This window comes from Nonomuraea sp. NPDC005730 (assembly GCF_040630865.1).
Lineage (GTDB): Bacteria > Actinomycetota > Actinomycetes > Streptosporangiales > Streptosporangiaceae > Nonomuraea.
This window is the reverse complement of record NZ_JBEXYK010000008.1, coordinates 35,802-54,316: the sequence shown is the minus strand read 5'-3', so window position 1 is coordinate 54,316 and position 18,515 is coordinate 35,802. Positions and strand designations below refer to the sequence as shown.

The window sequence follows — 18,515 nt, the reverse complement described above, 5'->3', positions numbered from 1 at the left end:
CCACCGCAGGCAGCAGGCGAAGCCTGCGGCCAGCGGTCCACCTTGCGGCCTTCAGCTCACCAGGAACTGGGTGGCGGCCAGTTCGCGGTAGAGGTCGTCGCCCGCGACGAGTTCGGCGTGGGTGCCGACCGCCCGTACGCCGCCCGCCTCCATCACCACGATGCGGTCGGCGTTCGTCACGGTGGACAGCCGGTGGGCGATGACCAGCACCGTCGTCTCGGCCGCCACCTCGGCGATGACCTCGCGCAGCCGCAGCTCGTTGACCGCGTCGAGCTGGGACGTGGCCTCATCCAGCAGCAGCAGCCTGGGCCTGCGCAGCAGCGCCCTGGCGATGGCGACCCGCTGCCGCTCGCCGCCGGACAGCAGCACGCCGCGGTGCCCCACCGCCGTGTCGAGCCCTTCGGGCAGCCGGGCGACCAGGTCGTCGAGCCGGGTGCGGGTGACGGCACGGCGCAGCTCGTCCTCGGTGGCGTCCTGGGCGGCGAAGAGCAGGTTCTCGCGCAGCGTGCCGGCCAGGACGGGGGCGTCCTGCTCGACGTAGCCGAGCGCGCCCCGCAGCTCGCCGAGCGGCCAGTCGCGGATGTCCCGCCCGCCGATGGAGATCAGGCCGTCCTGATGCTCGTAGAAGCGTTCGAGCAGGGCGAACACCGTGGACTTGCCCGCGCCCGACGGCCCGACCAGCGCCGTGAGCCCGCCCGCGGGCACCTCGAAGGTGACGCCGTCGTGCACGGTGGGACGGTCGTCGCCGTACCGGAAGACGACGTCCTCGAACCGCAGGCCCACCGGCGTGCTCCCGGCCGGGACGGCGGCGCTGACCGGCTCGGCGGGCAGGTCCTCGATCTCCTTGATGCGCCGCATCGCGGCCAGCCCGTTCTGGAGCTGGACGGCGCCCTGGACGAGCTGCCCGATCGGCGGCACCAGGTAGAACAGGTAGAGCAGGAACGCGATCAGGGACGAGACCTCCAGCACGCCCGACGCGACCCGCGACCCGCCGACGGCCAGCACGCACAGGAAGGCGATCTGCACGGCCATCCACGTCGCCACGCCGGCCAGCGACGTCCAGCCGGCCACCTGCAGCCCGCGGTCGCGGGCGCGCTCGGCCGCCTCCCCGACGACCGCGATCTCCCGTTCCTCCGCGCCGCTGGCCTTGACCGTCCGGTACGCCTGCAGCGCCCGGTCCAGCACCGCCCCCATCTCGCCGACGGCCTCCTGGGCCTGCGTCTGCGCCCGCTGGATCCGCGGCATGATGAGCGCGACCAGGCCGCCGATCACCACCACCACGAGCAGCGTGACCAGCAGCAGCACGCCGTCCATGGTGGCCATCATGACGATCGCGCCGACCAGCATGAAGACCGCGCTGACCGACTCCACGATCCCGTTGGTCAGCACCGCGCGCAGCAGCGTCGTGTCGCTCGTCACCCGCGACATCAGGTCGCCGGGCTTGAGCCGGTCGACGTCGGCGACCCTGAGCCGGAGCATCCGGTCGACGAGCCTGCGCCGGGCGCCCAGCACGACGCCCTCGCCGGTGCGTTCCATCAGGTAGTTGCCCCCGGCCGAGACGACGGCTCCGACGAGCACCGCCACGGTCAGACCTAACAGCGGCGCGGCCAGCGACTGGTCCTCGCCGAAGGCGTCCACCACGTACTTGGCCAGCAGGGGCATCGCGAGCCCCGCCACCGAGCCGATCAACCCGAGCAGACCGCCCGCGATCAGGACCTTCCGGTGCGGCCGGATGTAGGCCAGCAGCTCTTTGAGCACCCCAACTCCCCTCACGACATTTCTCGAAATTTCCCAACGAACGGCGCAGCGCGATCCGCACCGCCGCGCCAGGGTCAACTTAGATTGACGACCAAAGTATGTCAACTTTCGTTGACGCCTCCTCCTTGAGAAGGAGGCGGACGGGCGATCGCCCCCTCTGGCACCGGGATCGGCGGCGGCCCTATAGTCATGTCCATGAGTAGTCATGTTCTTGAGCATCACTGATGGCGCTGCGGCATGCCGTGCTGGCGGCGCTGCTCGACGGCGAGTACAGCGGCTACCAGCTCACCAAGATCTTCGACGTGGGCGTCTCCAACTTCTGGTACGCCGCCCCCCAGCAGCTCTACGCCGAGCTGGCCAGGCTGGAGGCCGACGGCCTGGTCAGCGGCCGGGAGGTGGTCCAGCACGGCCGTCCGAACAAACGCCTGTTCTCGGTCACCCCGGCCGGCCTGGACGAGCTGGCCGCCTTCGCCGCGGCCCCGGCCAAACCGTTGCTGCTCCGCGACGACCTGGCCGTGAAGGTCCACGCCGCCGACCGGCTCGACCCGGCGCCGCTGATCGCCCAGCTCCTCGACCGCGCCGGGGAGGCCGCCGCCAAGCTCGCGTTCTTCGAGAAGACCCTGCTGCGCCTGCGCGGCGACCGTGACGAGGAGTCGTTCCTGCGCGAGGGCGAGCGGGTCGGCCCGTACCTGTCCTGCCTGGCGGGCCGCCGCCTGGAACGGGAGATGCGCGACTGGTGCCTGAGCACCGCCCGGACGCTCGGTGAGCGCGCCGCCCGTACCCCGCAGGAGAAGCCGTGACCTACACCCGTTACGTCGCGCTCGGCGACAGCCAGACCGAGGGCCTCGGCGACGGCGACGACGTCCTCGGCCACCGCGGCTGGGCCGACCGGCTCGCCGAGCACCTGGCCGGCGGCAATCCCGGGCTGCTCTACGCCAACCTCGCGGTGCGCGGCCGGGTGGCCGCCCAGATCCGCGCCGAGCAGCTTCCCGTCGCGCTGGAGCTCCGTCCCGACCTGGCCACGGTCATGGCGGGCATGAACGACGTCATCCGTCCCGGTTTCGACGCCGCCGCCGTCGCGGCCGACCTGGAGCACATGTTCGCGGCGCTGACCGGGGCGGGCGCGCGGGTGGTGACGGTCACGTTCCCCGACATCGGCAGGATCGCGCCGCTGGCCAGGCCGCTGCTGCCGCGCGTGCTCGACCTCAACGCCCGCGTCCGCGAGGCCGCCGCCCGGCACGGCGTGACGCTGGTGGACACCTTCCCCGACACGGCGGTGACGGACGCGCGGATGTGGAGCCCGGACCGGCTGCACGCCAGCCCGGCGGGGCACGCCAGGTTCGCCGCGTCGGTGGCGTACGCGCTGGAGCTGCCCGGCAGCGACGACAGCTGGACCCTGCCGCTCCCCGTGCTGCCCCCGCCCGGCCGCCTGCGTACGGCGGCGGCGGAGGCGCGCTGGCTGGGCTCGTTCGCCGGGCCGTGGATCGCCCGGCGCCTGCGGGGCCGCTCGTCGGGCGACGGCCGGGTGTGCAAGCGCCCGGCGCTCGCGCCGGTACCGGATCAGTCGACCTCGGGCAGGTCGGGGTCGTCGTAGTCGGCGTCGCCGTCGTCGGCCCTGCGCAGCTTGATGTCCTCGGTCCACTCCCGGGCGAAGGCGCGGATGTCCGCGATGTGCCGTTCGTCCAGGCCGTGGGCCTCGAAGCGTTCGTCGCTCATGAGCTCGACGAACTCCAGCCGCATGAGCAGCTCCTGCGGCGAGAAGTCGTCGAGGTGGACGGCGGCGAGGCGTTCGAGGTCGCGGAAGGAGAACGCGTGCGCCGCCGAGGCCGCGTCGGCCACGTCGGCGGGCAGACCTCTCTCGTGCAGGTCGCGCACCCGCAGCCCGATCACGTCCGCCGGGGCCGCCACCGGCAGGCCGTCGCACACGACCGGGGGCTCGCGCAGCGCCTCGCGGGTGAGGGCGATCTCGGCGTCGCGCCCGGTGGACGGGTCCGTGACGGTCAGGCGAGCCGCCCACGCGGTGCTCTCGGCGACCTCCGCGACCAGCCCGCCGGCGCGCAACGCGGCCACGACGTCGCCGGCGGCGGACGGCAGCGGCCGTTCGGCGGCGGTCACCAGGTCGAGGCCCTCGACCAGGCGGTCGGTGAAGCCGTGGACCCGCAGGGCGTGACCGCCCGCCAGCAGCAGCCCGTGCCGCTCGCCGGTCGGCGACAGGGCCCGCAGCAGGCGCTCGGGGAACGGCGGTAAGCGCATCAGAGCGCGGCGGGGGGCGCGAGCGGTGTCATGGGTCAAGTATGCCGACGGCCGCGCCGGCTGGAGGGCAGGTCGTGCCGCCCCGACAGGAACTCCTGGAACGCGATCTTGGCCCTGATGACCGGCCGCCGCCAGCGTTCCTCACGGTGGACGGCGGTGGCCAGCTTGCGGGGCGAGCGTCCGCCGCGGAAGAACCAGCGGGCCCACGGCGAGCCGGGACGGGCCAGGCGCACGGCGCCCACCAGGAGCAGTAAAGGCAGGAACAGCCCCGCCATCCCGGTCCAGATCTTGCCCTTGAGCAGCGTGATCACCGCCAGCGCGAGGTTGGCCACGATCAGCGCCGCCGGGTTGACGGGCGTGCCGTAGTCCCAGGTCAGGGGGCGCAGGCCGATGAGGAGCAGGCCGGTCACGGCGACGGCGATGAAGACCGCGTCCACCGAGGTGCGCCCCTCCTCCTCCCAGTAGACGTCGTGCAGGTGCAGGATCAGCGCGAACTCGTCCAGCACGAGCGCGGAGCCGACGCCGAACACGCAGGCGGCGACCACCTGCCCGGCCTGCCCGGCGCCGTTGACGATGAGCCCGGTCACGCCTCCGATGAGCATGAGCACGACGCCGAACACCACGTGGTGGATGTGCATCTCGCCCACGTTCACGTTGCGGAACCAGCCGACCTTGGCCCTGATCAGGCGGACGTTGATGCGGGTGGCGATGAACGCCACGATGAGCGTGACGAAGTAACAGAACAGCGGCAGCCGTCCCGTGGTGACGATGTTGCTCTGGAACCAGTTCCCCATGACCTTAGAAGTCGATGGTACGAGCCGGAACAGCCTTGTATGTCCGCCGTGGAAGCGCTCATGAGGCGGCTCTCGCCTGGAGGGCCCGTTCGTAGCCCTCGATGACGAGCTGCCGCCTGAGGTTGTCGCGTACCTGGTCGAAGGGGGGCGCGCCGGGGGCCGCGGTGCGGGCGTACCGGTCGCGCAGGCGGCGTTCGGACAGGTCGAGGGTGGCCGCGTGCAGCTTGCCGAGCGCCGAGTCCAGCTCGGCGGCCCGCACCTGCGCGTAGGTGTACTGGTCGTAGGAGGGCACGCCCGGGATCGGGCGGCCGGAGCGTGCGGCCTGCGCGCGGCGGGCGTTCTCGGCGGCCAGCTCGCGCTGGAACCCCTGCTCGCTGACGTCGGCGAGCAGGCCCGCCTCGCGGGCCCAGATCCGCCGCGCCTTGTCCAGCACGGCGGCCCGGACCGCCCGCTCCCTGAGCCGCCGCGCCGGGGTGACGCCGTCGCGGGGACGGTCCCAGAAACCCGGGCCGAGCCCCTGGGCGGCGAACTCGGAGATCACCTCGGCGCGCACGGTCTCGGCCGCCCTGAGCACCTCGGCCCCGCTCACCGGCTCCCCCTCGAACGTGACGACCGTGTCCCCGGGACGCATCCCGAGCACCTCCGCCACGCCCGCGGACGCCGCCCGCGCGGGAACGCCGGGCCCGGCCTCCTCCCCGGCCTCCACGATGCCGATGACGAGCACTCCGACAAGCACCCCGGCCAGCGCGAGAGCCACCCGAAGGACCCGCCCGCGCGCCGGGAACCTCGGACGCGGGCCAGGCGCCCGGCGCGGCCGGCCGGTGCCCGGGGTGCTCGTCATGGCGTCAGCTCGCGATCTTCATGTCGAAGACGTGGAACCCCGCGTTCGCCAGCGGGCTGCCCGCCGGGAAGGTCACCGTGGCGACCGTCCTGGACGCGTCGAGCGGCACCGCGTAGCCGAACACCGACACGCCCGACTCGCGCGTCTGCCCGGTGGCCGGGTTCTTGTAGCTGGTCTGGGTCATGTTGTGGTAGTCGGCGCGGGCCACGAGCACGCCCCCGGCGGGCGCGGTCGCGTCCCACTGGTCGCCGAACCTGACGGTCCTGTCCTCGGTCGTCCCGTCGGTGTAGGTGACCTTGAACACGCCCTCGCGCGCCTTCAGCCCACCGGCTCCGAGCAGGACCAGCCTGGCGCCCTGCCCGGACAGCGCGACCGTCTGCCCGGCGGCCTTGACGTTGTCCGTCGTGCCGTACGGGCGCGGGTGCCAGACGAAGTCGGCGCCGAGCACGTTCACGGTCCGGCCCGGCGTCAGGCCCGCCTTCTCCAGCGCCTGGCCGGAGTAGCTGCGGCCGCTGGTGGAGAAGCCGCCGACGTTGGGGTTGAGGTCGGAGCTGACCGCGACGTTGTTGTACGCCTCCTCGACCGAGCCGGACACGACCGGCGCGGTGGCGGGCCCGTTGTAGGCCCCGCGCGAGACCGTGCCGGCGACCTGGTTGCCGAAGTAGTCGCGGTCGCCGAGGCCGTCCACGACCGCGCCGGACGCGACTGCGGGCGAGCCTTCGAGCAGCTTGTAGCCGTCCACGTCGGCGGCGCCGTCGGCGGTGCCGGGGGCGGCGAGCCCGGGGTCGGCCGTCACCGCGCGGGCGTCGGCCGCCGGTACGGCCACGCCGCCGTGGTAGACGTTGGAGTCGTAGCCGATGCCCGGGGCCGAGGGCAGCGTGCCGGACGGCGCGTAGAAGATGTTGTTGACGATCTTCGAGTTTCCGGTGGGCACGGCCACGTCGAGCTTCTGCGACGGGCAGAAGAACGTGTTGTTGTACAGCCACAGCGGGCTCGTGTTGTCGCCGGAGGCGTTGCCCGCGATGCGGCAGTCGTCCTGGGCGATGTTGAACCGCAGGATGGCGGTGGCCTTGTAGTTGGGGAACTCGGTGCAGCTCTGGCAGCCGAGGTAGAAGCCGCCGGCGTTGTCGTGCGAGTAGTTGTACTGGTAGACGCACGAGCCCTTGATGCCGCCGTCGCAGTCCCAGGCGGTGGAGTCGAAGATGGTGGGCCGCTGCCGGGTCACCTCGTTGAACTGAAATACCGGGTCAACAGAGTTGATCGGCCACATTCCCGCGAAATTTCCGTCTACGTACGGGTATTTCCCGGCGCCGCCCTCGTCGAACAGGTTCTGCTCCACCAGCGGCCGGTCCGAGGCGTGCACCACGATGCCGTCGCCGCCGACGGCGCGGATGGTGTTGCGGGCGATGAGCACGTTCCGGTGGTAGTCGGTGCCCTTGCGGCTGATCTTGATGCCGCCGCCGCCGGTGTCGTGCACGTAGTTGCCGGTGATCGTGATGCCGTCGAGGTAGCCGACCCGGCCCTCGGGCAGCGCCTGGATGCTGATGCCCGCCGAGTAGGAGAACCAGGAGCCGTTGGCCCCGGTCTTGTTGCCCCAGCCGGCGACGTCGGAGATCTCCAGGTCCCGCAGGACCAGCCCGGCCTTCGGCTCGGGGGTGGTGGAGTTGTACTGCACGCCGGTCCGCTTGGCCGTGGTGGCCGCCGGGTTGGTGATGTGCAGCTTCTCCAGCGTCACGTAACTGTTGTCCACCAGGTGAACGGCCCACTCGCCGCCGTCGCCCTGGATGATCGGCTTGGGGCCCTCGCCGTAGGAGGTGAAGACGACGGGGTGCGCGGCCGTGCCGGAGCCGACGGGTTCGAGCCGGCCGGCGCAGACGGTCCCCGCCCTGAACTTGATCGTGTCCTTCTCGCGGAAGGTGACGGCGTTGACGGCGTCCAGGCTGTTCAGCGGCCCGGCGGCGGTACGCCCCGAGCCGCCGTCCGGCGCCTGGCAGTCGACGAAGAAGTTCCTGGCGGCGGCCGCTTCCGCGGGGGTGGCGACCAGTCCGGCCGCCACGACCAGGGCCGCGACTAACTGAAGGCGCATGTTTCCTCTCCGGGGGTGTTTCAGGCGAACTCTGAGCAGTTCAGAGCGGTTCAGAGGGGTTCAGGCGGACCGGGACAGCGTGGCGGGCTCGATCCCGTGCTCGAAGGGCAGCCCCCGGGCGTGCCGGGCCAGCTCGTCGAGCGCGAGGTCGGCCATCCTGGCCAGCTCGCCGCCCAGCGAGCCGGCGACGTGCGGCGTGACGAGCGCGTTCGGCAGGTCGTAGAGGGGGGACTCGGCGGGCAGGAACTCCGGCTCGGTGTGGTCGAGCACCGCGTACAGCCGTCCCGAGGTCAGCTCGGCGACGAGCGCGTCCTGGTCGACCAGGGCGGCCCTGGCCGTGTTGATCAGCGTGGCGCCGTCGCGCATGGCGGCCAGCCGGCCCGCGTCGATCAGGTGGCGGGTCTCGGGCAGGTCGGGCGCGTGCAGGCTGACCACGTCGGAGCGGGCGACCAGCTCCTCCAGCCCGACCCGGCGCGCCCCCAGGTCCTCCGCCAGGTACGGATCGCTGACCAGCACCTCGAAGTCGAACGGCCGCAGCAGCTCGATCACCCGCCGCCCGATCCTGGAGGCCCCCACGATGCCGACCACCCGCCGGTAGTTGCCGAAGCCGGGGAAGCGGGCGTCCCAGTCGTCGTTGGCCCGCCGCGCCCGGTAGGCGCGGGCGATGTCGATCACCCGCTTGTTCGCGAACAGGATCGCCGCGAGCGTGAACTCGGCCACCGGCTCGGCGTTGGCCGAAGCGGCCGAGGAGACCACGATGCCGCGCTCCCAGCAGGCGTCGGTGACGTGGTGCTTGACCGAGCCGGCCGCGTGCACGATCGCCCGCAGTCGGGGCGCGCGGGCCAGCACCTCGGCGGTCACCGGCGGGCACCCCCACGAGGTGAACAGCACCTCGGCCTGCGACAGGTCGGCGCCGTCGAACGCGGCGACCTCGGCCCGGACGTCGGCCACCCGGGCCAGCCGGGCCCGCACCTCGCCGGTGAGCATGCGCTCGGCGACCCCCGCGGCCATGGCGACGACCGTCACCGGCTTGTTCATGTTCTCCCCCGAGAGCTCGTTCACTTGACGCTGCCCGCCGTCATCCCGGCCTTCCAGAACCGCTGCAGGGACACGAACACCAGCAGCAGGGGCACCACGGACAGCAGGGACCCGGTGATCACCAGGCTGTGGAACTCGGGGAAGGCGTTGCCCTGTTTCTCCCAGCCGTACAGGCCGAGGCTGAGCGGGTAGAGCTGCTGGTCGCTCAGCATGACCAGGGGCAGGAAGAAGTTGTTCCAGATGGCGGTGAACTGGAACAGGAAGATCGTCACGTACGCGGGCAGCAGCATGGGCAGCGCCACGGACACGAACGTGCGCAGCTCGCCGGCCCCGTCGGACCTGGCCGCCTCCAGCACCTCGCCGGGCACGTACCCGGACGAGAGCACCCGCGCCAGGTAGACGCCGAACGGATGGACCAGCACCGGCACGAACACCGACCAGAACGTGTTCACCACGCCGACCTTGGAGGCCAGCAGGTACAGCGGCACGGCGGTGGCGGTAGTCGGCACCAGCACGCCGAGCAGCACCAGCCCGAACATCTTTTCCTTGGCGAACCAGGAGTACTTGTCGAAGGCGTAGCCGCACATCACGGTGACGAACGAGCTGACCGCCGCGCCGACGCCGGCGTACAGGACACTGTTGAGGTACCAGCGGAAGAAGACGCCGTCGCCCTCCCGCGCGACCGCCCTGATGTTCTCGAACAGGTTGAAGCCGGCGAAGGAGAAGCCGGGCGTCGAGTACAGGTCGGACAGCGACTTGGTGGAGGCGAACAGCAGCCACGTCAGCGGCAGCAGCGTGTAGAGCGCGGAGATGATCAGCAGCACGTTGACCGTGGCGCGGGACATCCACTTCACCGGCGGTTCCCCCACTTCGTGACGGCGTAGGACAGCACGGCGGCGAGCAGCGCGAGCAGGATGGAGGCCGCGCCGGCCTGGCCGTAGTCGTTGTTGCCGAACGCCTCGTTGTAGGCGTACATGTTGGGCGTCCAGGTGCTGACCACGCCGTCGCTGACGTTGTCGAGCACCATCGGCTCGGTGAACAGCTGCAGCGAGCCGATGATCGTGAACAGCACGGTGGTGACCACGGCGCCGCGGATCAGCGGCACCTTGACCTGGAGGGCGACGCGCAGCGGGCCCGCGCCGTCCATCCTGGCCGCCTCGACGACCTCGGCCGGGATGGCCTGGAGCGCCGCGAAGTAGATGATCATGTTGTAGCCCACCCACTCCCACAGCGCGATGTTGACCACCGAGCCGAGCACGTGGTCGCCGCCGAGGAAGTCGACGTCGCCGAGCAGGTCCACGATGGGGCTGATGCCGGGCAGGTACAGGTAGAGCCAGATCAGGCCGGCGATCACGCCCGGCACGATGTGCGGCATGAACAGCGCGAGCTGGAAGAACTTGCCCAGCCTGGCCAGCCCGGAGTCCAGCAGCAGCGCCAGCGTGAGCGCGCCGCCGATCATCAGCGGGATGTACAGCACGCAGTAGCCGAGGATGACCAGGAAACCGTCGGTGAAGGCGGAGTCCTTCAGCGTGTCCAGGTAGTTGCCGAGCCCGACGAACACAGTCTCCGCGCCGCCGAAGCCGAGCCCCGACGACTTCTCGCTGAACAGGCTGAGGTAGACCGCGTAGGCCAGCGGGGCCACGATCACGGCCGCGAACAGGGCGAAGAACGGCCCGACGAACAGCAGGATCGCCCCCCGCCGCCGCCACCCCTCGCCGCCGCGACCGCTTCCTACTGGAGGAGTCACAAGCTGCCTTTCGGTGGGTCGCGGCGGAGCCGGCGCTCCGCCGCGCGCGTCGTGCTACTGCTGGGCGACGTTGAGGCCGCGGCTCTTGATCTCGCCGACGGTGGCCGTCTGAGCGGTGTCCAGCACGCCGGGGATGGTGGTGCCGCCGCTGGACACCTTGCCGAGCGCGTCCTTGAACGTGGTCAGCGTCTGCACCATGCTCGGGCCCCACGTCCAGCCGGGCTGGACCGTCTTGTACGACTCCGCGAACAGCGCGTAGATGTCCTGGCCGCCGTAGAAGGAGGCGTCGAAGCTCTTGGCCGCGACCGGCACGAGGTCGGCGATGGCCGGGAAGCCGCTGGAGGTGCCCGAGGACAGGCGGGCGGTCCACGCCTCCTCCGAGCCGGTCAGCCACTTGACGACCTCGACGGCGGCCTTGGCGTTCTTCGACCCCTTGCTCACGCCGAACGTGGTGCCGCCGAGCATGCCGCTGGCCGGGGTGCCCCAGTTCGGGATCGGCGCGATGGCCCACTTGCCGGACTGGCCGGCGTGGTTGCCCTTCATGACGCCCGCACCCCAGTTGGCGCCGACGTAGCCCCAGAGGGTGTCGTCCTCGAAGGCGGCGTTCCACTCCTGGCTGAAGGACGGCTGGACCTTCAGCAGGTCGTCCTTGACCAGGCCCTGCCAGTACTCGGCGACCTTCTTGCTGGGCTCGTCGTTGATCGTCACCTTCCAGGCGTCGCCCTCGGTGCCGAACCACTTGCCGCCCGCCTGCCACGACAGCGCGGCCAGCACGCTCGGGTCGTCGGGGAAGAAGGTCGCGATGCGGGACCTGCCGTCGGCCTTCTTGACCTTCTCGGCGGCGGCGCGGAAGTCGTCCCAGGTCTTGGGGACCTCGATCTTGTTCTTCTCGAACAGGTCCTTGCGGTAGAAGAACACCTGCGGCGCGGCGTCCATGGGCAGCGCCCACGCCTTGCCGCCCAGCTCGACCAGACTGAAGACCTCGGCCGGGTACTTGGACTTGACGTCGGCCACGTCGGCCGAGATGTCCTGGAGGGCGCCCTGGTTCACGAAGTCGGGGAGCTGCGGGTACTCCACGGACATGACGTCGGGGGCGTTGCCGGCCTTGACGGCGTTGGAGAACTTGGCGTAGCCGCCCGCGTTGCCCGAGGGGATCTCCTCGTACTTGATCTGGACGTCCTTGTGTGACTTGTTGAAGGCGTCCACGACCTGCTGGGTGCCCTTCGCCCAACCCCAGAACGTCACCTGGGTGGGCTTGCCCGCCTCACCCGCGGGCTGCGCCGGCTCCGTGCTGCCGCACGCGGCGGCGAGCAGGCTCATACCGGCCAGCAGTCCGGCAATGCCGGCGCTCTTGCGTCCCATCGATGGCTCCTCATCGCTTTCGATCGATAAGGCATCATTCGCTCATACTCGATCGGTTGTCTAGAGAGAGGCCACAAATCGATCAATAACGAAATGGATGCGTAACTTCACGGACGCGGCGCGACCGTGGATTCCCGGACCCTCAGCTCGGGCAGCAGCGCCACGTGCTGGGCAGGGCGCCGCGGGCCCTCCTGGATCCGGCTCACCAGCAGGTCGACGGCACAGCGGCCGACCGCGGCCTTGGGGGGCGCGACGGCCGTGAGCGGGGGGTCGCTGAGCGCCGCCACCTCGTCATCGTAGGCGACCAGCGACACCTCTTCGGGAATGCGCACCCCGGCCGCCCGCAGGTGCTGGACCAGCAGCAACGCGTCCTCGTCGTTGTGCACGAGCATGGCCGTGACCCCGCCCCTGATCGCCGCGACCACGCCGGCCACCTGCTCGCGCGAGGGCCCCTCCTGCGCCACGTCGAGGTGGACGGGCTCGGCCAGCCCCAGGTCGCGGACGGCGGCGAGGAACCCGTGCCGCACCCGGGGGGCCGTCGGACTGTCCCGCGAGACCATGGCCAGGCGCCGGTGCCCGAGCTCGGCCAGGTGCCGCGCGCCCAGGAAGGCCCCGTGCGCGTGGTGGGAGGCCGCCGCGTCCAGCAGCGAGGCGGGCCCGCCCAGCTCGGCCCGCCGTTCGACGAGCACCGCCGGCACGCCCAGCTCGGCCAGCCAGCCCTCGTGCGAGGCGTCCGGCTGCCTGCTCGGGGTGAGCAGGAGGCCCTCGATGCCGCCGTCCACGAGCTGCCTGACCTGGGTGCGGTCCTCCTCGTCGTCGTAGCGCGAGACGCCGAGGACGAGCCGCGCGCCCAGCCGTTCGGCCTGCTCGCGGGCGCCCCTGATGACCGCCGGGTAGTAGTAGGTGGCCGAGGGCACCAGCATGCCGAGGGTCAGGGAGCGCTCCCTGGTGGGGGCGGGCACGGACTCGGGCCGGGTGATGCCGCCGTGCACGCGGTTGACCAGGCCCTGGCCGGCCAGGTGCTCGACGTCCCTGCGCAGGGTGACCATCGAGACGTTGAGCCGGTCGACCAGCTCGGCCAGGCGTACGGAACCGCGCTCGCGCACCTCGCGCAGGATCAGTTCATGACGTTGTTCGGCGAACACCGCGACTCCTTCTGACTCGACCCTACGATCCTAGCGGGAAGTGCTTTCGTTTTTGAACGGATGCTTTCGTTCGATCAGGATGCTAAGGTCCCGCCCGAGACCGGACGTCCCCTTGGAGTGCCGCATGTTCCCGCTTCCCCCGGAGGATCGAACGCTCAGCCCGTACACCGGCTGGACCCGCGCCCATTGGGAGGCGGTGGCCGACGGGCTGCTGGCCGCGGTGGAACCGTACCGCTCCGCGGACGGCGCCGTGATCACGCTGCCGGGACGCGAGAGCTGGTCGCGCTGCGACGGCCTGGAGGGGTACGCGCGCACCTTCCTGCTGGCCGCCTTCCGCGTGGCCGGTGGCGGCCCCGAGGAGCTGCTGGCCCCGTACGCGCGCGGCCTGGAGTCCGGCCCCGGCGTCTGGCAGCCGATCGAGGACCGCACCCAGCCCATGGTCGAGGCGGCCTCGATCGCCCTGTCACTCTGGCTGACCCGCGAGCGCCTGTGGGACCGCCTGTCCCCCGCCACCCGCGAACGCGTCGCCGCCTACCTGGCCGCGGCCCTGCGGCACGAGCCGGTGGACAACAACTGGTGGTTGTTCCCCGCCATGGTGGGCGGTTTCCTGTCGGCCGTCGGCCTGCACGCCGAGGAGGCCGGCGCGGCGGTGGCGCGCGGCCTGGCCCGCATCGAGCCCTGGTACGCCGGCGACGGCTGGTACGCCGACGGCGACAACCGCTCCTTCGACCACTACAACGGCTGGGCCATGCACCTCTACCCGGCCCTGCTGGCCCACCTTTCGGGCCAGGGCTCTCCCGGGCCCCGCCTGCGCCGCTTCCTGGAGAGCTACGCGCTCACCTTCGACCAGGACGGCCGCATGCTCCACCAGGGCCGCTCCCTCACCTACCGCTTCGCCTCGGCGACCTCGCTCTTCGCCGGAGCCCTGCTGGACGCCACCCCGCTCTCCCCCGGCCAGACCCGCCGCATCGCCTCCGGTGTCCTGCGCCGTTTCCTCGACGAGGGCGCGCTCTCCCCCGAGGGGCTGCTCACGCTGGGCTGGCACGGCCCCCACGAGCCCTCGTTGCAGTCCTACTCCGGCTCGGCGTCCCCGTACTGGGCGTCGAAGGCGTTCCTCGGGCTGCTGCTGCCGGCCGGCCACCCGGTGTGGACGGCGCCCGAGGAGCCCGGCCCCACCGGGCTCGCCGCGCTGCCCGGCCCCGGACTGGTCGTCCAGCACACCGGCGACGTCGCCCGCCTGCTCAACCACGGCAGCCAGCACCACCCCGGCGACCCCCTGTACGACCGCTACGCCTACTCCACCCGCACCGCGCCGACCACGGGCGTCCCCGACAACCACTTCGGCGTGGTCGGCCCGGACGGCACGGTCGCCGGGCGCGGCACGATCACCCCTCGGGGGACGGGCTCGGCGGGCGACCTGGCGTGGGCCGCGTCGGCGAGTGCCGGCGTGGAGAGCCTGAGCGTGGTCAGGGGGGCCGTCGAGGTGCGCGTCCATCGGGTCGCCCCCGGCTCGGCGGTCCGGCAGAGCGGCTGGGCGCTCGTCGCGGCCGCGGACCCGGCCGGCGGGCCCGGCGCCCGGGTCCGGGACGGCGACGGGCTGGTCTCCGAGCTGGTCGCGGTGCGCGGCTACAGCCGGGCGTACGTCGCCGACGACCCCGGGGGCAGCGCCTTCGGAGCTCCGGCGGCCGTGCCCGTGCTGGAGGGGGTGGCGGCGGACGGCTGGGCGGTCAGCGCGGCCGTCCTGGGCGGCGACCCCGCCGAGGTGCCGGCGGCGGCGGTGACGGCCGACGAGATCACGCTGACCTGGCCCGACGGCACCCGCCACACCTTCCGGGTCCGCGCCCCGGGCGGCGCCGCCGCCTGACGGCCCGCCCACGCGGCCTTCGCTTCAGGACGGTCCCACCCTCAGGACTGCTCTCCCGCGAAGGCGCTCAGGCCAGGAAGGCGCGCAGGAGGGCCGCCGTGCCCTCCAGGTGCTCGGCCATCGCCCGGCGCGCCGCGTCCGGGTCGCCGGCCAGGATGGCGTCCACGATGGCCCGGTGCTGGGCGGCCGCGTGCTCGATGTTCACCTGGAGCATCGGGATCGCGTTCAGCAGGTCGCTCACCCGGGAGCGGGCGTCGGCGCACGTCGCCGCGAGCAGCGTCGAGCCGGTCAGCTCGGCGATCGACAGGTGGAAGGCCGTGTCGAGGCGCCGGTAGTCCTCCAGGGGCGCCGCGTCCAGCTCGGCCAGCCGGCGCAGCAGCACCTCCCGCTGACCGGCGGCCAGGTCGGCCGCGGCCAGCACCTGCGCCGCCCCGCACTCGACCGCCAGCCGGAACGTCAGCGCGTCCGACAGCTCGGCCATGCCCATGTCGGCCACCGCCTGCCGCAGGTCGCCCGCGTCGGGCCGCGGCGGGACGTAGGTGACGAACGCGCCGCCGTACCGGCCGCGCCGCACGTCGAGGTAGCCCGCGTCCTGGAGGGCGCGGATCGCCTCGCGCAGGGTGACCCTGCTGATGCCCAGCCGCACGGCGAGCTCGCGCTCGGGCGGCAGCTTGTCGCCGTACGCCACCACGCCCAGTTTGATCGCCTGGAGCAGCCGTTCCACGGTCTCCTCGAAGGCGTTTCCCGCCTTCACCGGCCGCAGCACTGTCATCAAACGCGCCGAATCGTCCAAGGTGTCCTCAGGTCTTGACAAGCGATCCCGGCATGCACATCAATGGTCTGAGACTAGCCCAATCAACGGGAAAGCGCTTCAGAGCAGATCGGAGCGACCTAGGGTGAGCGAACCAGCGGGCAACGGATTCCTGTCCGTCGAGGAACTGCGGGGCGAGGTCGCGTCCGGCCGGATCGACACGGTGCTGCTCGCCGTCGCCGACATGCAGGGCAGGTTGCAGGGCAAACGGCTCTCCGCCCGCTACTTCCTGGACGAGGTGCTGCACCACGGCTCCGAGGGGTGCAACTACCTGCTCGCGGTCGACGTGGACATGAACACCGTCGCCGGCTACGACATGTCCTCCTGGGACCGGGGCTACGGCGACTTCGCGATGAAGCCCGACCTGTCCACCCTGCGCCGGGTCCCCTGGCAGGACGGCACCGCCCTGGTCATGGCCGACCTGGCCTGGGAGGAGGGCGGCGAGGTCACCGCCTCGCCGCGGCAGATCCTGCGCCGCCAGCTCGCCCGCCTGGCCGACCGGGGCCTGGCCGCGTACGTGGGCACCGAGCTGGAGTTCGTCGTCTACGACGACAGCTACGAGGACGCCTGGCGGCGCGCCTACCGCGACCTGACCCCCGCCAACCTCTACAACGTCGACTACTCCCTCCTCGGCACCGCCCGCGTCGAGCCGCTGCTCCGGCGCATCAGGCGCGACATGGAGGGCGCCGGCATGTACGTCGAGTCGGCCAAGGGCGAGTGCAACCTCGGCCAGCACGAGATCGCCTTCCGCTACGACGAGGCCCTGCGCACCTGCGACAACCACTCGATCTACAAGAACGGCGCCAAGGAGATCGCCGCCCAGGAGGGCCGCTCGATCACCTTCATGGCCAAGCCGAACCAGCGCGAGGGCAACTCCTGCCACATCCACATCTCGCTGCGCGGCCTCGACGGCGGGCTGGTGATGGCGGGCAAGGGACCGTACGGGCTCTCGCCGCTCGGCGCGCGGTTCATCGCCGGGCAGCTCGCCCGCATGCGCGAGCTCACCCTGCTGTACGCGCCCAACGTCAACTCCTACAAGCGTTACGTGCCCGGCAGCTTCGCGCCCACCGCCGTCAAGTGGGGCGTCGACAACCGCACCTGCTCCCTGCGGCTGGTGGGCCACGGCCCCTCGCTGCGGGTGGAGAACCGGGTGCCGGGCGGGGACGTCAACCCCTACCTGGCGGTGTCGGCGCTGATCGCGGCCGGGCTGGACGGCATCGACCGGGAGCTGCCGCTGGAGGACGCCTTCGGGGGCAACGCCTACGACTCCGGCGCCGAGACCGTGCCCCACACGCTGCGGGACGCGCTCGCCCTGTTCGAGGGGTCGAAGCTGGCCAGGGAGTCGTTCGGCGACGACGTGGTCGAGCACTACGCGAACAACGCGCGCGTGGAGCTGGCCGCCTTCGACGCGGCGGTGACGGACTGGGAGCTGTTCCGTGGTTTCGAGCGAATGTGACGGTAGGCATGAGGATCGTTAATCCGGCGACGGAAGAGGTCGTCGCCGAGGTCGAGATGGCCGACGCGGCCGAGGTCGACCGGGCGGTGGAGCGGGCCGCGAAGGCGTACCGGAGCTGGCGGGAGGTGGCGCCGGGCGACCGGGCGCGGCTGCTGCGCCGCTTCGCCGACCTGGTGGACGCCCACGGCGAGGAGCTGGCCCGGCTGGAGCTGGACAACGCCGGGCACCCGATCGGCAACGCGCGCTGGGCGGCCGGGGCCGTCCGCGACGTGCTGCACTTCTACGCCGCCGCCCCCGAGCGCAACCACGGCAAGCAGATCCCGGTGCCCGGCGGCGTGGACATCACGTTCCAGGAGCCGCTGGGCGTGGTCGGCGTCATCGTGCCGTGGAACTTCCCGATGCTGATCATGTCGTGGGGCGTCGCCCCGGCGCTGGCGGCGGGCAACACGGTGATCGTCAAGCCGGCGGAATGGACTCCGCTCACGGCGCTGAGGCTGGCCGAGCTGGCCCTGGCGGCGGGTCTCCCCGAGGGGGTGCTCCAGGTGCTGCCCGGGGCAGGGGAGGTCGCGGGGGCCCGGCTGGTCGAGCATCCCGGTGTGGCCAAGATCGTGTTCACCGGTTCGACCGAGGTGGGCAAGGAGATCGCCGCGAAGGCGGCGGCGCAGGTCAAGCGGGTGACGCTGGAGCTGGGCGGCAAGTCCGCGAACATCGTCTTCGCCGACTCGGATCTCGAAAAAGCGGCAAAAACCGCCCCTTATGCGGTCTTCGACAACTCCGGCCAGGACTGCTGTGCCCGCTCGCGCATCCTCGTCCAGGCCGAGGTGTACGACGAGTTCCTGGAGCGCCTGTCGGCGGCGGTGCGCGGCGTCAAGGTCGGCGACCCGCTCGACGAGTCCACCGAGATGGGCCCGCTGATCAGCGCCGAGCACCTGGAACGCGTCCGCGGCTTCGTCGAGGGCACGCCCTACCTCCAGGGCGACTGCCCCCAGGGCAAGGGCTACTGGTTCCCGCCAACCGTGCTCACCTCGAAGGTCACCGACCGCGCCTTCACCGAGGAGATCTTCGGCCCGGTCGTGTCGGTGGTGCCGTTCACCGACGAGGCCGAGGCCGTGCGCATCGCCAACGACACCCCGTACGGGCTGAGCGGGTCCATCTGGACGCGCGACGTCGGGCGGGCGCTGCGGGTGGCCCGCGCGGTGGAGTCGGGCGCCCTGTCGGTGAACTCGCACTCCTCGGTGCGCCACTGGACCCCGTTCGGCGGCTTCAAGCAGTCCGGCCTCGGCCGGGAGCTCGGCCCCGACGCCCTGACTGCCTTCACCGAGACCAAGAACGTCTTCATATCCTGGGAGTAGGGACAACA

Annotated in this window: 16 protein-coding genes; 5 read left to right on the top strand and 11 right to left on the bottom strand. The window is 71.8% G+C overall.

The window, feature by feature from the left end:
* Nucleotides 1-51 precede the first annotated feature (51 nt).
* On the bottom strand, nt 52-1,758 hold the full coding sequence (locus ABZ444_RS13415; protein WP_357995340.1) for an ABC transporter ATP-binding protein: 1,707 nt from the start codon (nt 1,756-1,758) through the stop codon (nt 52-54).
* 224 nt (nt 1,759-1,982) lie between these two features.
* Here ABZ444_RS13415 and ABZ444_RS13410 point away from each other — a divergent pair, with 224 nt between their 5' ends.
* A complete protein-coding gene (locus ABZ444_RS13410) occupies nt 1,983-2,558 on the top strand; it encodes a PadR family transcriptional regulator (RefSeq protein ID WP_357995338.1) in 576 nt (191 codons plus the stop codon).
* On the top strand, nt 2,555-3,352 hold the full coding sequence (locus ABZ444_RS13405) for an SGNH/GDSL hydrolase family protein (RefSeq protein ID WP_357995336.1): 798 nt from the start codon (nt 2,555-2,557) through the stop codon (nt 3,350-3,352). The genes ABZ444_RS13410 and ABZ444_RS13405 overlap by 4 nt, the downstream gene beginning before the upstream one ends.
* On the opposite strand, the gene ABZ444_RS13400 is transcribed toward ABZ444_RS13405, so the two are convergent.
* From ABZ444_RS13400 to ABZ444_RS13360, 9 genes are all read right to left on the bottom strand, one after another.
* Nucleotides 3,319-4,011, bottom strand: a complete 693-nt coding sequence (locus ABZ444_RS13400; RefSeq protein WP_357995334.1) for a hypothetical protein — start codon at nt 4,009-4,011, stop codon at nt 3,319-3,321. The two genes, ABZ444_RS13405 and ABZ444_RS13400, sit on opposite strands and share 34 nt — an antisense overlap.
* A 35-nt stretch (nt 4,012-4,046) precedes the next feature.
* Nucleotides 4,047-4,805, bottom strand: coding sequence for a hypothetical protein (locus ABZ444_RS13395; protein WP_357995333.1), 759 nt, complete (start codon nt 4,803-4,805; stop codon nt 4,047-4,049).
* Nucleotides 4,806-4,863: 58 nt separating this feature from the next.
* Nucleotides 4,864-5,562, bottom strand: coding sequence for a hypothetical protein (locus ABZ444_RS13390; RefSeq protein ID WP_357995331.1), 699 nt, complete (start codon nt 5,560-5,562; stop codon nt 4,864-4,866).
* Between the two features lie 88 nt (nt 5,563-5,650).
* Complete coding sequence (locus tag ABZ444_RS13385) at nt 5,651-7,732, bottom strand: right-handed parallel beta-helix repeat-containing protein (RefSeq protein ID WP_357995329.1); 2,082 nt, start codon at nt 7,730-7,732, stop codon at nt 5,651-5,653.
* Nucleotides 7,733-7,792: 60 nt separating this feature from the next.
* Nucleotides 7,793-8,794 carry a hydroxyacid dehydrogenase gene (locus tag ABZ444_RS13380; RefSeq protein WP_357995327.1) on the bottom strand — a complete coding sequence of 334 codons (1,002 nt, stop codon included), beginning with the start codon at nt 8,792-8,794 and terminating at the stop codon, nt 7,793-7,795.
* On the bottom strand, nt 8,791-9,615 hold the full coding sequence (locus ABZ444_RS13375) for a carbohydrate ABC transporter permease (protein ID WP_357971216.1): 825 nt from the start codon (nt 9,613-9,615) through the stop codon (nt 8,791-8,793). Before ABZ444_RS13375 ends, ABZ444_RS13380 begins: the two co-directional genes overlap by 4 nt.
* Nucleotides 9,616-9,620: 5 nt before the next feature.
* Complete coding sequence (locus ABZ444_RS13370; RefSeq protein WP_352324984.1) at nt 9,621-10,517, bottom strand: sugar ABC transporter permease; 897 nt, start codon at nt 10,515-10,517, stop codon at nt 9,621-9,623.
* A 54-nt stretch (nt 10,518-10,571) separates the two neighbouring features.
* Entirely contained in the window at nt 10,572-11,879 is a 1,308-nt protein-coding gene (locus tag ABZ444_RS13365) for an extracellular solute-binding protein (RefSeq protein ID WP_357995325.1), read from the bottom strand.
* A 107-nt stretch (nt 11,880-11,986) separates the two neighbouring features.
* Complete coding sequence (locus tag ABZ444_RS13360; RefSeq protein WP_357971141.1) at nt 11,987-13,024, bottom strand: substrate-binding domain-containing protein; 1,038 nt, start codon at nt 13,022-13,024, stop codon at nt 11,987-11,989.
* A 124-nt stretch (nt 13,025-13,148) separates the two neighbouring features.
* Here ABZ444_RS13360 and ABZ444_RS13355 point away from each other — a divergent pair, with 124 nt between their 5' ends.
* Complete coding sequence (locus ABZ444_RS13355) at nt 13,149-14,888, top strand: DUF2264 domain-containing protein (protein ID WP_357995323.1); 1,740 nt, start codon at nt 13,149-13,151, stop codon at nt 14,886-14,888.
* A gap of 67 nt (nt 14,889-14,955) precedes the next feature.
* Here ABZ444_RS13355 and ABZ444_RS13350 read toward each other — a convergent pair whose 3' ends face one another.
* On the bottom strand, nt 14,956-15,660 hold the full coding sequence (locus ABZ444_RS13350; RefSeq protein ID WP_357995321.1) for an FCD domain-containing protein: 705 nt from the start codon (nt 15,658-15,660) through the stop codon (nt 14,956-14,958).
* A gap of 124 nt (nt 15,661-15,784) precedes the next feature.
* On the opposite strand from ABZ444_RS13350, the gene ABZ444_RS13345 reads away from it, so the two are divergent.
* Both ABZ444_RS13345 and ABZ444_RS13340 read left to right on the top strand, forming a co-directional pair.
* Entirely contained in the window at nt 15,785-17,155 is a 1,371-nt protein-coding gene (locus ABZ444_RS13345; protein ID WP_357995319.1) for a glutamine synthetase family protein, read from the top strand.
* 8 nt (nt 17,156-17,163) lie between these two features.
* Nucleotides 17,164-18,507: an aldehyde dehydrogenase family protein gene (locus ABZ444_RS13340; protein ID WP_357995317.1), complete on the top strand. Its 1,344-nt coding sequence runs from the start codon at nt 17,164-17,166 to the stop codon at nt 18,505-18,507.
* Nucleotides 18,508-18,515: the final 8 nt, after the last annotated feature.

What these genes read in the sequence shown, in the direction of transcription:
- ABZ444_RS13340 (WP_357995317.1), top strand. Translation starts at nt 17,164, where the DNA reads ATGAGGATCGTTAATCCGGCGACGGAAGAGGTCGTCGCCGAGGTCGAG.
- ABZ444_RS13385 (WP_357995329.1), bottom strand. Translation starts at nt 7,732, where the DNA reads ATGCGCCTTCAGTTAGTCGCGGCCCTGGTCGTGGCGGCCGGACTGGTC.
- ABZ444_RS13400 (WP_357995334.1), bottom strand. Translation starts at nt 4,011, where the DNA reads ATGCGCTTACCGCCGTTCCCCGAGCGCCTGCTGCGGGCCCTGTCGCCG.
- ABZ444_RS13350 (WP_357995321.1), bottom strand. Translation starts at nt 15,660, where the DNA reads ATGACAGTGCTGCGGCCGGTGAAGGCGGGAAACGCCTTCGAGGAGACC.
- ABZ444_RS13365 (WP_357995325.1), bottom strand. Translation starts at nt 11,879, where the DNA reads ATGGGACGCAAGAGCGCCGGCATTGCCGGACTGCTGGCCGGTATGAGC.
- ABZ444_RS13355 (WP_357995323.1), top strand. Translation starts at nt 13,149, where the DNA reads ATGTTCCCGCTTCCCCCGGAGGATCGAACGCTCAGCCCGTACACCGGC.
- ABZ444_RS13410 (WP_357995338.1), top strand. Translation starts at nt 1,983, where the DNA reads ATGGCGCTGCGGCATGCCGTGCTGGCGGCGCTGCTCGACGGCGAGTAC.
- ABZ444_RS13395 (WP_357995333.1), bottom strand. Translation starts at nt 4,805, where the DNA reads ATGGGGAACTGGTTCCAGAGCAACATCGTCACCACGGGACGGCTGCCG.
- ABZ444_RS13375 (WP_357971216.1), bottom strand. Translation starts at nt 9,615, where the DNA reads ATGTCCCGCGCCACGGTCAACGTGCTGCTGATCATCTCCGCGCTCTAC.